A 15,598-nucleotide genomic window follows, 5' to 3' on the forward strand; every position below is an offset into this window, starting at 1 on the left:
GAAAACACGAGTTTTTAGCAGAATGTCTCCATAATTAGGGGGCCGAACCGCTCTACCATAACTCTATGTCCATAAAAGATGGAATAAGCTCATACCGACACACTCTGTTGCCCCTCTGCGCCAACACAGGTTTAAACTTACCTTTTTCACAAAGAGAATTCATATATTTCTTTACTGTACGTTGATCAATCGCAAGTTCGTTCACCACATCAACTGGCCGGAGAAAACCGTTTGTGCGACTCGCAATCCGCAGAATATCCAACTCTATCCTCGTAAATTGACGCCTTCCCTCATCCATATTCTTTAACAAACATGGGGTGAGCAAAGCTTTTAGGAGAGAGATGATTAGCTCCGGAGCGGATTCCAAATCATCGTATGGGACCGCAATCACACGGTACCCGGCAATTTGCAGATACGTTTCCCTGTTAAGTTCCTGGCGGTATCTGGTCCGGTCTGTGTTCTGAACATGCGGCCCATATCCTTTCACCTCAATAGCCACCTTAACCTGACCCGGCTTCCATACAAAGTCAACAAAATATGGTCTTCCCCGCCAATCCGCAACCTCATACTCCGGGTGAAGATCGTCCATATTACCAAAAATCGGCCACCACACCCGCTCCACAAACATTTGCTCACCATGCCGGTGTCCCCGTTCCAGACGGTCCAGACGTTCCCCGGTTCTCCGTTTCTTGTGATACTCCAGCCATTGGTGATGCTCTTCAGCGAACCCCATTCCTCTATTCCTCCTCTACAAAAATCCCCCCCCCCCCCCCCCCCCCCCCCCGCAAAGAGGAGCCTTGTCTTCTTTGATTGCCCGGTTGCTTTGCGTAGGCGCCAGAACCTATAGTTTCTGGCGGATTAATGCACAAAAAAATCCCGCACCCAAAAAGCCATGGGTACGGGATGTGCTTCATCCGTTTTATAGATTATAGTTCTTGCTGCTTCCCGGCGTCAATGATATCGTCGGCCTCCGGTAACAGCCGGAATCGCCGATCAGTTATCATCAGGGTATATGGCCCGCTGGAGCGTAGATAATTTCATATGTGTTACTTTTAACGTCTCCTCATCGAAGCCAAACGCCATGACATATCCTCTATCGGTATTGACCTTATCACCTGGAAACAGGCGAGGGATCAACACCCCGTCCATATTCTCAAATGTGTAGCTTAGAATAACTCCAAATGTGCTGCTTACTTCTGCATATGTACCATACGCCTTCAACACATCCTCCAGCGTACTTACTCCGGGCCGGATATGCTGCAAGGTAGCGGTCAAAGCAGGTTCCCCAGCGTCTTCGTCTGCTTTTACCGACCATGAATCCATCTTGCCTGACGAATCATAATGGACAGATACATCCTTATACATCTCATTGTTAAACACATCTTGTCCGGTGGAGGCTCCATAATATTGTTCAACCAGAGACCTCGAGCTGCTCCATTCCATAATGAGTTTCCCGTCCAGATCACCTATCCCGAAATCCACTTCAGTAACAGGTACCGCTGTGAAATCCTTTAATCCCGTACCCTTATCCGGTAATGGGGGCAGCAACCCTGGGTCTGACAGCTCCTGCGGCCGGGGTTTCAATATATTTCCCTTCAGCTTCAACATCCTGATCCACTCCAACGCCTCTGCCCGGGTTAACGTTGCATTCCCCTTGAATCCCTCCACAGTAGGCTCTTCCGGAAGCAGCTGATTTCCAAGCAGAAAAATAATGGAATCCCTATCATTATAGTTCTTACCCAGAGCAGAGGCTATAAACTGCGCCGCTGTCTGTCTGGTTATAGGCGCAGCTTGTGCCTGTGGGTCCTGAAGACCCGGGATGGGATGCTTCCAATTTTTCGCCATTCGATAAGGTCCAGCGGTCCATTCTTCCCCAAAGATCGTTGCCTTCGGATAGCCGAAGGAGAGATAGTACACCTTCAGAAATTCAGCTTCCGTAATCGGCTGGTCCGGCCGGAAAGTCAAGTCTGAATAACCGGTTATATACTGATTCCCCAGCGCCCAGCGTACCCACTGCTCCGACCAATGACCTTGAATATCCGGGAAAATAGGAGAGGTGACTCCCGTGTCATTATCATCCGCTGTTTCCTCATAGCTTCCTGTATCCGCTCTAACCGAATAATCCGGTGTGACGGCACCCGCAATCGTACCCGCAATCAGTCCGGCAACCACCAGTTTGATTGTTCTCAATCTTATCTATCCTTTCGCGAATATATTTTAATTTATCCTCTGCTTCCACATTATAGCAACCGCTGCTGATTAGGGATATGGTGCTTGAGGCAGTAATTTCTAAGGCTAAATCCTTGCTTACTCCGCAAAAAAAGAGATCAGCAGATAAAGCCTGCCGATCTCTTTGGGTAGAGCATTATCACCTTATGGCTGCTCCGGTATCGCAGAAATCTGTTCCAATGAGCGTCGAACTTGAGGGTCTCGCGTTGAACTAGATGGGGAGCTAATATTAATCCGGCGTAAAGGTCAGTGTTGTGATAAATCCTGCCGGAATGTAATTCACGCTATCTCCCGCTATCCGCACCTGCACCGTTACCGCACCGTAGAAGACCGGCGGGTTGCCTGGATCATAGGCAGTCCAATTCAAGCCCCCATCGCTGGAATACTCCATCTTCTCGTTCGCACCTGTAATAGTGTTGGCAATATCATCTGCAGTTACATTGGGCGGCCATGGCGGCTGAGCGAAAAGAGTTACGGACAAGACAGAGCTATTCCCTGCTGCCAGGGTGAAGTTATCCGCTGCATAAGCCTTCGAAGTACTTACACCCAGACTGGCTGCACCCGCAAAAAGGACTCCGATTAAAGATAGACGGATGCATGTGTTGACAGTTCTCCTCATCAGTTAAACCTCCACATATTATTAAATGAATTGCATATGACATAGATGATATTATATCTTATTTTGGATAATTATTCCTTAAATTTGTAAATTTAATATAAAAATTAGGATTAGCCTGTGGATTCACTCACCCTACTCCATAATTTCACCTAGAAACTTCGTTGCAACCGCAGGAACCGGCAATCCCAGCAAAGCGTCTGCTAGATGCTTACCTTCTAGATGCTTACATAGCTGCCTGCCTTACCTTCTAGCTGCTTACCTTCTAGCTGCTTACCTTCTACCTGCTTAACTTCCGCCTGATACCTAATTAACCTTCTACCTTCTACCTTCTACCAGCCTACCTGCTACCTGCTACCTGTCTCCCGCCCAGCACTGCCGCTCAGTTCTCACGGTATCACCGGTCTGTATCGCCTGCTCAATCATCAGTCCGAGGTACACGTCCTGCGAAGCCTCCTCCAGTCCGTAGAATCCGGGGCCGCCAGCAGCATAGCCGGCCATCTTGTCCAGACAGGCCGCAATCGCGATCTCATCATCGTACAGTCTTGCAGGGGTGAACGGGTTGTTGTAGAGCCATTGTTCCCCGCAGATTATCCCTTGAAGATAATAGCCTTCGGCATTCTCCAGTTCCCCCTTGTTGATGCGTCTCATCTCCAGCTGAAGCGGAACCAGGTTATCCTGCTGAATCAGCACACGGTTGTCGAAGATTTCTCCCCGCTCTCCGCGCACGGAGAGGTGATTCGAACGGGTCCAGGAGCGGTGCTGATCCTTGGTGAAGTCGTATATCCCCAGCCGGTCGCCGAAATCCAGCCAGGCGAGGTCTCTTTGCAGAGGAATCAGCTTGTCCTCAGCCGGAGGGCCGCTGCGGGTAGGGCCGTTAATCCAGCGGGACCCGAACCGCATGGCCCTAATGTTAGCTTCCTCGAAACCGAGCCCAAGCATCCTGCGGATCAGGCTTGCTCCATGATACATATGCGAAACAGACACCGTCGTTTCCGTGATCCGTCCGAGTCTGCCTGAACGGATCAGCGACAGCCGCGCCTCTTGGACCGGATGATACGGATACTGCTCGGCTACCTGAACCCGCGCACCGTGTGCAGTCAATTCCTTGTGCAGCTGCTCAAGCTCCTCCAGACTTGCGGCAGGCGGCGTCTCCGTCAGCGCCGGGATGCCTCTCTCTGCCAGACGGTACAAATAATCCAGAGAGGCCCGGCCGCTGACCGAGACAAGCACGAAATCCGGGGTTTCGCTCGTAAGCAGCTCTTCAAGAGAACGGTAAGTCTGAACCCCCCATGCTTCTTCCATGGCTCTGCCTTTGGCGGCATCCCTTACCACAAGCCCGCTGATCTGAAAGCGGTCCGGCAAAGACCGGGCGATTCTTAGGAAATATTGTGCGCGGAAGCCCGCTCCGCCGATAATGCTGAATTTCACTGTCATAATCTTACCTCCCTTATCAGCTGCCGAGAGGGAACCGCGGGGCATTGGCGAGAATACCGTCCCTCGTATACAGCATACTGTCCTTAGTTAATGGAAGAGTTACCGGCCGCCCGGTAATCGAGGCTTCATAGATGGCGGTGACCAGCTCCAGCGTCTTCCTTCCTTCATGCCCGTCAATCAGAACACGCCGCGCCGGGTCCTCCATCGCCTTCAGCATATCGTCAATTTGTCCGGCATGTCCCGTATATTGCAGAGGGCCTATGCTGCTGTAATACCGCTCGATCTCTTCCTCCAGCCCGGTATTCCGCTCCGGGAATCCATCGTCCCGCGAAGAAGAGGCATACACCTTCCAGGGTGCAGAGATACGCGCCTTCTCCCCCTGGAACACCAGCTGCTGTTCTTCTCCGTGATGAACGATGGAGCTGGTAACCTGGGCCAAGCCGCCTCCCGGATAAGACAGAATGGCGATTGACAGATCCTCCAGCTGCGACTTGTCATGCGAAGTATTCCGGATGACTGCCTGAACCGTCTCCGGCATGCCGATCATCCACAGCAGCAGATCCATTTGATGTACTCCATGGCCCAGCGTAGAGCCTCCCCCCTCTGCCTCCCAGGTTCCCCTCCACCATACATCATAGTAGCTCTGCCCTCTCCACCAGAAGGAATCCGCCTGGGCATGCACAATCCTGCCCAATAATCCGGAGTCCAGTGTAGCCTTCAATCTCCTGTTGGAATCCAGGAAACGGTTCTGTCCGACGACGGACAGGATACGGCCCGATTCAGCTGCCGCCGCCAGCATGCGGTCGCACTCTTCAAGCGACAGTGCCATAGGCTTCTCCACCAGCACATGCTTGCCGGCCCGCAGGAAGTCGGCAGCAATCTGCGCATGGGAATGGGGTGGTGTGCAGATGGACACCATATCCACTTCCTCATCGTTAAGCAATTCGCGGTAATCCTGTACAAACCTGCTCTCCAGCCGGAATTGGGCCCGGAGCGCATCAGCCCGCTCTTTCCGGTTATCCGCCAGCGCAACTACTGTGCAGCGGTCTGCAAACAAGGCGAAGGCCTGCAGATGAACAGCCGCTATTGAACCCGTACCGATTATAGCTATGCGAATCATAATCTCTCACGCTCCCGGATTTCCGAATGTTACATCTGCTCTTTACTTAGTTGATCAGCTCTGTAGGGTTCATGCCGGTAATTTTCTTGAACAGCGTGCTGAAGTAAGGGATGTTCTTGTAGCCCACCCGTTCCGCCACTTCGTATACCAGCATCTTCCGTTCCATTAACAGCTCTCTTGCTTTCTCAATCCGCACCCGGGTCAGGTAATTATTGAAGGTTTCACCCGTAATATTCTTGAAAATAATGGACAGATGATTCCGCGAGATATATACCTTATCTGACAGATCGGCCAGCGTAAGCTCTTCCGCATAGTGCTCATGAATGTAACTGGTCATGAAATCAACAACCTGCCTGTGTTTGCCGCTGCCTTTCCATTGCCGGCTGGCGCAGATCGCGGTTATTTTGGCGGACAACCAGCCTGCCAGCTGGTCGGGCATTGCCAGATTGCCGATCTCTTTGGCAATCTGGTCATTGGTGAACAGATCATCCAGTACCAGTCCCGATTCATACAGCGAGTAGGTTATGATTCCCCACAATTCACTGCCAAGCATCTGCACGTAGCCGGCGGAGACCCCTTGCTGTTTCTGCAGCTCGGTAACATATTCGCTTACAAGCTGCTGCGCTTCGGCTTCCTGTGTAGCCTTCATCGCAGCGGCCAGCTTATAGGAGAACTTGACCGGAAACAGTGCCCCCCTCTCCTGCCCGCCGCTGCTGCTCTCCCGGTACTGATACACTTCATAAGCCGGATTCATCCGCAAGGCTCCCTGATCCATCGCACGGAAAGCCTCTTCCGTCGATTCGGGGATCTTGATCCACGTTTCCTTCAATCCTCCGATTCCGATACGTATTACCAGTCTCAGATACGAGCTGATACTGTCGATCAGCCGGGTCCCAAGCTCCTCCAGCCGGTGCGCGCACTCTTCCCGGGGATGAATAATTAATAATGCCCTATAGCTGTTCAGTTCTGTATATTCCATGTCCGTGAAAAACCTGCGCGCAACCTCACAGGCAATATTGCTGACGGCGAAGCGAAACAGATTCCAGTCGGAGACAGAGAAGGAGCTGGCCCGCTCATCGCGGATCAGCTCAATACCGATGGTGGCATGCTTGCGTTCCAACCAATACTGATAAGAAGGCGGCAGGTGGGTATTGTTCCGGTAAGAGGGGTCCAAGGTACCGACTGCTGCGGAACGAACCCATTCTTTCTCGACAAAGGGCTCATACAGCATCATCTTCAGCTCAAGCTCCCCCTGTCTGATCCGCTCCTCCTCCTCCTTGATCAGCTCCTCAATGATCTTGCCCAGTATCGACTTAAGCGTCGGCAGACTGATCGGCTTGGAGACATAGTCACTTACTTGAAGCCTGAGTGCTTGTCTGGCATGCTCAAAGTCTGAATATCCGCTCAAAATAATAATTTTGCCCTTGAAGCCTTCCTTCCTAAGATGCTCCATCATCTCTAGACCGCTCATCACCGGCATATAGATATCGGTGATCACAATATCCGGACAGGTTGCACGGATCATCTCCAGACCATCCTCCCCGTTAAGTGCTTCCCCGGCCCATTCTGCATCCAGTTCATCCCATGGGATCGCCCGCTTCATCCCCTGGAGGACCTGGCGCTCATCATCAATAATGGCGATTTTCCACATCGTCTCTGCCTCCTTAAGCTTCCTTGCTATCGCTATCCCCTGCAACGTTATCTGCCCTGCACGGCGAGGGAAGCGCTTACCACTTGTGCCTTCCACTTAGCTCTTTCTACGCTCGCTTAGCCGCTGCCCCGGGGCCTCTGTAAGCAGAGGCAGACTCACCTCTACTCTGGTTCCGCCTTCTTCACGTTCCTTCAGCGTAACCCCATAGTCATTGCCGAAATATCCGGCAATTCTCTCCCGCACATTGCGAATGCCATAGCCGCCGGTATGGCGTTTACGCGGCCGCTCTTCCGGCTGCTTCAAGCCTGCTCCGTTATCATCAATAATAATCTGCAGCGTCTCCTCCGCTCTGCCTATATAGACAGAAACAACACCGCTGCTCTGCTTATTGAAGCCGTGTACGATTGAATTCTCCACGAACGGCTGTAGGGTAAGCTTCGGGATGTACACATCCTGCAGCTCCGGGGCCGCCTCTATCTTGTATTCCAGCCCTTCCCCCCAGCGGAGCTGTTGGATTTCGAGATAACACCGGATGTGCAGCAGCTCTTCAGAGATCTTAATGAAGCTCGCCCCGTTGGATAAGCCGATCCGGAACATCTGTCCCATCAGCTCCAGAATCCGGCTGAGCTCCTCCTGCCCGGCATCGATTGCCATCCAGTTCAGCTGATCCAGCATATTATAGAGGAAATGGGGATTGATATTGGCCTGCAGCGCTTCAATCTCAGCTTTCCGCTGCTGCTCATAACGCAGTTCCAGCGAGAGATACAGCTCCTCAATCCGCTCATTCTGCTTGCGGTAGCCGGAGAATAAATAACCGAATTCATTCTCATAATCTGTGGGCAGCTCCTCTTTATGCCCTCCAACAGAGTACATCTTCATAGCGCTTACAAGCTGCTTGATCGGCTTGGTAAACTGCTTGCTCAGATAATGCGTCAGCAGCAGCACCAGCAGGATCGCTGCGATACCGATCAGGCCAATCCACTCCGCCAGTTTCAGACTGCTTGCCGTAATCTGCTTCCATGACGTGAACTCGATCAGCGTCCAGATGGAGTTATCCATTCGGGAATAGACCAGCAGGGTATTGCCGGAACCTGCTTTGCCCGGAATATGCACATACCCCGACTTCTTACTCTTGAGATCGATCCACTTAGACCACTCGTTCTGTTCGAGCGTCTCCCCGATCCTCAGAATCTGCTTCCCTTCGCTGTCGGCCATGATACGGTTTGACCCGGAGGAATTGCCGGTCAGCAGCTGCCGGATTTCCTTGGCCTTAATATGGACGACCAGCACACCCAGATAGTCATTCTCATACATGATTTTCCGGGCGAAGCTAAGCACCGGAACGTCCCCCTGAAAGCTGGGAATGGTATATTCCCCGGACCAGGCGAAATCGCTTTTCACCAGACGCTTGGACCATTCCTGCTTATCCAGATCAATAATATTCCGGAACTGGATGTAGCTTTGACTCTCACTCGGCATAGGCTCATCCATATACAGATCAATTCCCTGAATTAAAGGAATGGCATAGGTCAGATTGGCGAGCGCACTTTCTACGCCTACACGCCTGCGGTAGCGCTCGAAATCATCCTGCCTGTTCCGGAGAAAAGTGGTCAGTTCGTTGTCCCGTGAGCTGGACAGTGAAATCTGCTCAATCATATCCAGCCGCGTTGTAATTTCATTATTCAGTTCGTCCAGCAGCCGCTGCTGGTAATGGGAGGTCGTCTGCACGAGGGCTTTGGATGAATTGCTGTAGCTTGTCCATGCTGTAACTGCGATTACTAGAATGAGCACAATAGCAAAGCTGTGGAAAAACAGGCGGTCGATTCTGAATTTTTTAAAAGGATTGGTCAAGTCCTTACCTTCCTTCACTTCCGGTTCACACGAAAGAAACGGTAAAGCTGCGAATGAGGCTCGGGCGCTTTACCGTTATGTGACGGATGTTTTTTTACATCTTATCCCTTTATCCCTGTTGTCGCAATCCCGTCTACGAAATACTTCTGCAGGAACATGAAGACGAGCGTAGCCGGAAGAATGGATACAAGCGACATAGCAAGCAGTTGGCCCCACTCTGCCGCCGATTGGGAATCGTTGATCATGCGCAGCGCGAGACCGACTGTATACTTATCCACCGTGTTGATGTAGAGGAGATGGCCCAGGAAATCATCCCAGTTCCACAGGAAGCAGAAGATGGTCACCGTAACAATCGCCGGGAAAGCCAGCGGCATAACGACTCTCCAGAAGATGCCGAACCAGGAGCATCCGTCGATTTTGGCTGATTCATCAAGCTCTCTTGGAACCCCGCGGATGAACTGGATCAGCAGGAAGACGAAGAAGCTCCCGCCCGCCCCGCCCGCCAGCAGATGGGGAATGATAAACGGTAAATACGTATTGACCCAGCCCAGCTGATAAAACAAGGCATATTGCGGGATGATCAGCACCTGTCCGGGCATCATCAGGGTCAGCATCAGAATGGAGAACCAGAAATTCTTCAGCGGAAAATCCAGTCTCGCGAAACCAAAGGCAACCAGCGTGCAGGACAACAGGGTTGCGATAATCACAGCAATTTCAAGCCCGAAGGTGTTGAGATAAAAGTCCGTAAAGGTATGGCCGGGAACCGAATTCCAGCCCTTGGTGAAGTTGTCCCAATGCGGGACCGCCGGGAAGATCCCCGGTGAGCTAAGCTCGGTGCTGTCTTTCAGCGATGCCCCAATCCACCAGACAATCGGATAGACCATGATGAAGCTGAAGAGAATCATGAACAGATGACGGATTGCCGGCTTCCATTTCAATGTTGTCATTTACGTTGTTTCCCTCCAGTGTCTGTTTCATAGAATACCCAATACTTCGAGGTGTAGGAGATCAGGACGGTTGCAGCAACGATGGCGACCAGCATAATCCAGGCCAGTGCGGAAGCGTAACCCAGCTCGTAACGGCTGAAGGCCCTCTCATACAGATACATTGCATAGACATAGGTGGAGTTCATCGGCCCTCCGTTCGTAATCACAAAAGCGGAAGTGAACATCTGGAAGGCGCCAATGACAGCCATGATAAGGTTGAAGTAGAGGATCGGTGACAGCATTGGCAGGGTGATTCTGAAGAATTGCGTCCTCTTGCCGGCCCCGTCAACCGAAGACGCCTCGTAGAGATCATTCGGGATCTGCTTCAGTCCTGCCAGAAAGATTACCATGGTGGAGCCGAATTGCCAGACGGTCAGTAGAATCAATGTGCCAAGAGCTGTGTCGGGATTGGTAATCCAGCTTTTACCCTCTACCCCAAACACAGCAATTAGCTTGTTAAAAATCCCTTCTACCCCGAAAATGTTACGCCAGAGCAGGGAAACCCCGATGCTGCCCCCGATAAGCGACGGAAAATAGATCGCCGTACGGTAAGCACTAATTCCTCTCACTGCTTTGCTGAGAATCATGGCAACGAATAGAGCGGCTGCCAGCTTCAGGGGCACGGATGCAAGCACATACATAACGGTTACTTTGGCAGATTGAATAAATTTCGGGTCCGCCGTAAAAATCCGCTCATAATTGCGGGACCCGATCCATTGCATCGGCTGCATCAAAGTGTAGTCGGTAAACGAATAGTACAGCGATAAGAATAACGGATACGCCGTCAGCGCCAGAAACCCGATCAGCCAGGGCGCAATAAACAAATAGCCCGCAAGCGGAGCGTTCCATCTGCTGCGAAAGTAGGAGCTTTTTTTCGGCAATGGAGCGGCTTCGGCTAAAGTCGTTGTGGAACGGTTCATCTGTGGTCACCTCTTGTGGTCAATTTGGATAACTCAAGTATATAATTGGCCCACACCCGGCTAAATGAGGGGAATGCTCGAATTCTTTCAAAATATAACGGTAATTCCAGAGAACAAAATAGTCCGGAATAAAGCCCGGGACATGGACGTCCCGGGCTTCCGTTCAACTATAGAATTTATATGCCTTATTCTATAAATAATCCTTCTATTTCTCGTAGGATTGCGCTGCTTCCTTAAGCTGCTTATAAGCTGCTTCCGGCGTGGATTTCCCGAAGCTGAGCTGGTCACGGACAAGCACCCAGTCTTTATCCACGAAGTTCGTCCAGCCTCCGGCTCCGGCCGACCAGGTCTGGCCATCCGGCTCAGTAGCACGAAGGAGCCCTAATCCTACTTTATCCAGTTCACTCATGTTCGCTTCCAGAAGGGCGGCATTGTCCTTATTGGCCGGCAGGCCGCGGAAGGTTTGGGTGACTTGAGCTGCCTCCGGATCATTCACGAACCAGTTGATGAATTTCTTGGCTTCTTCTGCATGCTTGGAATTCTTGGAAACGGCCAGGAACATGGACGGCTTCAGCCAGCCTCCGGCTTCTTCGGCACGCGGCATCGTTACAAGGGCGTAAGCCCCCGGTTTAATACTGTCCCAAGTTCCCAGGTTGTTGGAGAAGCTGTACCGGAACAGGACTTTCCCTGCTGCCAGCAGGTCCATTTGCGGATCATTCTCCTTATCGGATGCATTCACATCCGCCGGAGGAACCAGGCCTTCTGTACGCAGTTCTTCAAATTTCCGGGTCCATTCCAGGTACGTGGCTTCATCCACATTGAAATGACCGTCATCCGTGATAACCTGCCCTTTCCCCCTGGCGTATTGGTAAGCCGAATACATGAAGTAGTTCCCCGCATAGTCCAGGGTGAAATACTGGCCGTCCGGCAGCTTTGCTTGGGATTCCTTGGCTAAGGCGAAGAAATCATCCCAGGTCCAGCCATTGGCCGGATTGGCAATCCCCAGCTTATCCATAGCGGCTTTATCATAAACCATACCGAAGGCTACTGAGCCCAGCGGAACGGCATACTGTTTGCCGTCCAGCTGGCCGCCGGCCAGCAGCTTCTCATCGAATTTGCTGACATCCACCTCTGGCGCCAATTCAGTGAGTTGCTTGCGGGCCATCCAGTCCGGCATCCAGCCCGGATCGAGCTGCACGATATCCGGAGCGTTATTAGCCGCAGCCTGGGTAGATAATTTGTCCAGATATCCGTCCATCCCGGAATACTCCGGCTCAAACGTTACATTCGGATTATTCTTCGTGTACAAGTCCAGCGCAGCCAAGGTTGCCTCGTGGCGCGGCTGGGAGCCCCACCACATAATCCGGAGTTTGACAGGTTCCCCGCTGCTAGGAGCTGTAGTTGCCGCAGCATCAGTACTGGCAGGTGCCGCAGTAGCAGCTCCTGCATTGTTTGCTCCATTCCCTCCGCCGCCGCAGGCAGCCAGTGTACCCAATATAGCTGTCATGGCCAACATCGAAAGAGAACGCTTCCATTTCAACATCTTTAACCCTCCTGTATAAATCTGTATTCTCTTACTACATTGTTATAGTAACAATTAGGATTTGAAGTTCATATAAGAGCAATGCACGAATTATTATAAAATCTCCCGGAAATGCAGTCTGCGTGCACACAAAAACACCTCCAAGGCTGTCCCCCATCCTAGCGATAGGGACCAGTTTTGAAGGTGCTATCCGGCCGGTCTTCACGCAACGGACCGGATGATCGTCAAGCAAGCAGAACCTGCGGCTATTTCGATGCCTCCATAACCTGTCCCGCCAAAGCCAGCAGTTCCTCCTTGTTCAGATGCCCGCGGTCTTCCCGGATAATATAATTGACATGTGTTTTTGCATTCATCCATACAACCGACTTGTGCTCCTGCTTATCGTTAGCTGTATATATCACCTCTTGCCCGCCGACTTTCAGCTTCTCCGACTGCGGCTGTACCGGCTCCGATTCAACCGCCTTCCCTGCAGCCCCTGCGGGCTCGGCATTGATGGAAAGAACTCCTGTAATCCCATTGACCGGAGCGGCCATCGTATAGATTAGCTCTATGGAAGTACGCTTCTCCTGCAGCTTCTTAACATATATTTTCTTGCCGGATGCCTTCCCCTCAGCAATTACCTGGTTGAACATCTGCTTCTGTTCGGAAGATGTTTGATAAGGTGCAATTCTTGCCAGAGTAAAGTTGTAGCCATCCGGCAGCTGGTTCAGCTCCAGACGCATTGCGGTCTTCCCTGCTGCATACTTCTTGACGTATTCATCATAATTTCTGAACATTAGCGAATACGAGTTACTCGCATAGGACGAGCCGATGGAACTGGCCTGGTATTCCTTGTCATTAATGTACACATACCTGATCTCCCCGGGCAGATAAGTACCGCTTAACGCTTTCTTCTGCTGGTCCAGGAGACTCTTGAATTTCTTCAGCTCCTGCTCCGCTTTCGCCTTGGCTTCCTCCTGACTGACTTGCGCCATATATTTAGTGTCCGCCTGGATGGCAGGCAAAGCTGCTGCGGATTGAAGCCTGGAAGGGTCAGCAAATGCCTGTCCGGAAGCCCCGTACCCTATACCCAGCAACAGCGCTGCACTCGTCATAGCCATGATTGTTTTTCTGTAATTCATTAAGATTCCACCTTTCTCTATTTGCAAATACTTAATTCATCATACCGGCAGCAATATGGATAATGTCATCTTTGGTTAATGTGGTATTCTCCGGTGGGGCAGTCACATCATAGATCATCCGCGTTTCCGGATCAGCCCAGATAAGTCTATACTTATAGCCTATTTTGAAATCTTCGTTATTGGAGGGTTCAAGATAAATCAGCTGCTTTCCGTTGACATGAATGGTCTCTACGTTTGTAGTTTTGGTCCACATCAGAGTTTCTACAGGTCCGGTATTCTGCTTCATACGTTTGGCGCTAATTCTTACCTTACTTTCACCATTCTTATACTCCAATGCAGCGGAATCAAAAGTAATGTTATCCGCAGGCTCCCGTCTCCAGGTCACCCGGAAGCCGCCCTCAAGCTCAATTCCGCCGGACAGGGCAAGCAGGTTTTCCTCATCAATCTGTTTGAACGAGGGGGAAACATACGCCTGGTCAAAAGCATACCCCTCCGGCATATATTCCGGCTGCTTCAAACTCGGAGCGGTGTGCTTCTCTGCACTGGTCACATAGCTGGAATAGTCAGTAAATATCATCAGCGGGCTAAATATGCCAATCTGAGAACGTCCGTCCCCGCCTTCATGTCTTAATACGAATGTAGCGTATTCTCCGGGAAGCAATAATTTCTCGATCGCCTCGTAGCCTTCCTTATATTTGGCACTCATCAGCTCATCTTCTTTACTAGGCTCCGCCTGGGGAAGATCAGGCCCGGGGGTTAAAGGCATTTTCATTATTTCTATCGTTCCGCCTTCCTCCGTCGCCTGAAGCGGCTCATAGGGCTGCACTTCATATTGGAATTTGGCTGCCTGCCGGGGAACGGAGGAATACAGGGAATAGCCGCCTCCTAGTAAGACAATCAGGATTAGCGCTGCTGCCCAGCCTCTAACCGGAATCCGTAATATCCGTTTACGGCTGCGCTTTATCCCGGTTACCGTCTCTATCCTCTGCATAATCTCAGGAGCGTCCCCATCATGCAGCGATGCCTGCGGATCAGCAGTAAGGCGTACCTTACCGAACCCGATGGCTTCCATCACAGGGTCATGGACATCAACGGGCGGAAATTCAGCAGAACGATCTCCATCTTTTACAAACTGCTCTTCTGAGGTCAATTCGCCCTTGCCCATAGTTGTTTCTCCCTTCGCTCGATAGCTTTTTTAAGCTTGCCTCTTGTCCGTTCATATCTTTTGCGTACCGTAGCTGTGCTGACACCCAGAATCTCTCCGATTTCCGCAAAGGATTTATCTTCAAAAATACGCAGAATCAATAAATTCCGGTCTTCCATATTAAGCTGCTCCAAAGCGGCTGAGACCGGCTCACTGAACAGGCGGTTCTCTACCGTTTGTTCGGCGCTCTTCACCGTAACCTCCTGCCTGAGCAGTTTCCGCAGCTGATGCTGAAATTTCTGCCGGCGCAGCTGGTTTAAGCAATGATGATAAGCGACCTTGTAGAGCCATGAGACGAAATCCGCCTGCGGCTTGAACTGGCCGATATTCTGATAAGCCTTAATCAGGACATCCTGCACTGCATCCTCGGCCTCTTCTTTGTTGTTCAGCAAGCGGAAGCAGTATAGGTAAATGCGCTGCTGGTACAGCCTGATAATATCCGAAAAAAGGGAAGCTTCCCCAGCCTGTATCCGCCTGATCTTCTCTTGAGTAGAGTCCACGTTTGTCTCCTTTCTGCTAATTAATATAGATATAACACTTGAGGAGTCCGTTGCGTGACATTTTTTTCCGCTTATTTCTAAAAAAAGAGACCAACAGATAGGCTCTGTTGATCTCTTTATGTAAAAACCATGCGTTACAACTCGCGTTCCAGCCATAGCACCACACGGGTGCCTCCCCGGTTCCCCGGGCCATCGGCCGGTTATCCGTCCATTCTTTCGGACAATGGCTGCGGCCGCCGAAGCTTAGCCCGGAAATGTTGTACGTTTTGCAACTCGGGCTCCTGGCTAGCGGGGGTTTCGGCCGGATTGTTGTACGAAATACAGGAATTTTCCTGACAAGCCGCTTGGAGGAGGAGAAATGCTGTATTTCGGAGACAATTTCATAATTCCAAACCCTTGCTGGGAGCGGTTTTTTTGAGC

13 protein-coding genes are annotated in these 15,598 nt (G+C 51.2%); all 13 read right to left on the reverse strand.

The features are described from left to right. Window positions 1–52 precede the first annotated feature (52 nt). Window positions 53–733, reverse strand: coding sequence for a hypothetical protein (locus tag QW71_RS32960; RefSeq protein ID WP_039309545.1), 681 nt, complete (start codon window positions 731–733; stop codon window positions 53–55). A 260-nt stretch (window positions 734–993) separates the two neighbouring features. Beyond that, the gene (locus QW71_RS32965; protein ID WP_039309546.1) at window positions 994–2,190 is read right to left on the reverse strand and encodes an S-layer homology domain-containing protein; all 1,197 of its coding nucleotides are present in this window, start codon (window positions 2,188–2,190) and stop codon (window positions 994–996) included. 268 nt (window positions 2,191–2,458) lie between these two features. Further along, the gene (locus QW71_RS32970) at window positions 2,459–2,848 is read right to left on the reverse strand and encodes a DUF4073 domain-containing protein (RefSeq protein ID WP_039309547.1); all 390 of its coding nucleotides are present in this window, start codon (window positions 2,846–2,848) and stop codon (window positions 2,459–2,461) included. Between the two features lie 351 nt (window positions 2,849–3,199). Next, entirely contained in the window at window positions 3,200–4,282 is a 1,083-nt protein-coding gene (locus QW71_RS32975; protein ID WP_039309548.1) for a Gfo/Idh/MocA family protein, read from the reverse strand. A gap of 16 nt (window positions 4,283–4,298) precedes the next feature. Further along, window positions 4,299–5,402, reverse strand: a complete 1,104-nt coding sequence (locus QW71_RS32980; RefSeq protein ID WP_039309549.1) for a Gfo/Idh/MocA family protein — start codon at window positions 5,400–5,402, stop codon at window positions 4,299–4,301. A 46-nt stretch (window positions 5,403–5,448) separates the two neighbouring features. After that, a complete protein-coding gene (locus tag QW71_RS32985) occupies window positions 5,449–7,053 on the reverse strand; it encodes a response regulator (protein ID WP_039309550.1) in 1,605 nt (534 codons plus the stop codon). A 96-nt stretch (window positions 7,054–7,149) separates the two neighbouring features. Continuing rightward, window positions 7,150–8,904 carry a sensor histidine kinase gene (locus tag QW71_RS32990; RefSeq protein WP_039309551.1) on the reverse strand — a complete coding sequence of 585 codons (1,755 nt, stop codon included), beginning with the start codon at window positions 8,902–8,904 and terminating at the stop codon, window positions 7,150–7,152. Window positions 8,905–9,005: 101 nt separating this feature from the next. Then, window positions 9,006–9,851, reverse strand: a complete 846-nt coding sequence (locus tag QW71_RS32995) for a carbohydrate ABC transporter permease (RefSeq protein WP_039309552.1) — start codon at window positions 9,849–9,851, stop codon at window positions 9,006–9,008. Continuing rightward, window positions 9,848–10,810 (reverse strand): carbohydrate ABC transporter permease, encoded by a 963-nt coding sequence (locus QW71_RS33000; protein ID WP_039309553.1) that lies wholly within the window; start codon window positions 10,808–10,810, stop codon window positions 9,848–9,850. The genes QW71_RS32995 and QW71_RS33000 overlap by 4 nt, the downstream gene beginning before the upstream one ends. Window positions 10,811–11,015: 205 nt before the next feature. Then, window positions 11,016–12,353: an ABC transporter substrate-binding protein gene (locus QW71_RS33005; protein WP_039309554.1), complete on the reverse strand. Its 1,338-nt coding sequence runs from the start codon at window positions 12,351–12,353 to the stop codon at window positions 11,016–11,018. Between the two features lie 245 nt (window positions 12,354–12,598). Then, on the reverse strand, window positions 12,599–13,474 hold the full coding sequence (locus QW71_RS33010) for a hypothetical protein (protein ID WP_039309555.1): 876 nt from the start codon (window positions 13,472–13,474) through the stop codon (window positions 12,599–12,601). A 31-nt stretch (window positions 13,475–13,505) separates the two neighbouring features. Then, complete coding sequence (locus QW71_RS33015) at window positions 13,506–14,639, reverse strand: DUF4367 domain-containing protein (RefSeq protein ID WP_039309556.1); 1,134 nt, start codon at window positions 14,637–14,639, stop codon at window positions 13,506–13,508. After that, entirely contained in the window at window positions 14,621–15,178 is a 558-nt protein-coding gene (locus QW71_RS33020) for an RNA polymerase sigma factor (protein ID WP_039309557.1), read from the reverse strand. The genes QW71_RS33015 and QW71_RS33020 overlap by 19 nt, the downstream gene beginning before the upstream one ends. Window positions 15,179–15,598 lie beyond the last annotated feature (420 nt).

Source organism: Paenibacillus sp. IHB B 3415 (assembly GCF_000802655.2).
Taxonomy (GTDB): domain Bacteria; phylum Bacillota; class Bacilli; order Paenibacillales; family Paenibacillaceae; genus Paenibacillus_AQ; species Paenibacillus_AQ phytohabitans.

Bases quoted from the DNA above. Each gene is read 5' to 3' on its own strand.
- QW71_RS32960 (WP_039309545.1), bottom strand. From the start codon at position 733: ATGGGGTTCGCTGAAGAGCATCACCAATGGCTGGAGTATCACAAGAAA.
- QW71_RS32970 (WP_039309547.1), bottom strand. From the start codon at position 2,848: ATGAGGAGAACTGTCAACACATGCATCCGTCTATCTTTAATCGGAGTC.
- QW71_RS32975 (WP_039309548.1), bottom strand. From the start codon at position 4,282: ATGACAGTGAAATTCAGCATTATCGGCGGAGCGGGCTTCCGCGCACAA.
- QW71_RS32980 (WP_039309549.1), bottom strand. From the start codon at position 5,402: ATGATTCGCATAGCTATAATCGGTACGGGTTCAATAGCGGCTGTTCAT.
- QW71_RS32985 (WP_039309550.1), bottom strand. From the start codon at position 7,053: ATGTGGAAAATCGCCATTATTGATGATGAGCGCCAGGTCCTCCAGGGG.
- QW71_RS32995 (WP_039309552.1), bottom strand. From the start codon at position 9,851: ATGACAACATTGAAATGGAAGCCGGCAATCCGTCATCTGTTCATGATT.
- QW71_RS33000 (WP_039309553.1), bottom strand. From the start codon at position 10,810: ATGAACCGTTCCACAACGACTTTAGCCGAAGCCGCTCCATTGCCGAAA.
- QW71_RS33005 (WP_039309554.1), bottom strand. From the start codon at position 12,353: ATGTTGAAATGGAAGCGTTCTCTTTCGATGTTGGCCATGACAGCTATA.
- QW71_RS33010 (WP_039309555.1), bottom strand. From the start codon at position 13,474: ATGAATTACAGAAAAACAATCATGGCTATGACGAGTGCAGCGCTGTTG.
- QW71_RS33015 (WP_039309556.1), bottom strand. From the start codon at position 14,639: ATGGGCAAGGGCGAATTGACCTCAGAAGAGCAGTTTGTAAAAGATGGA.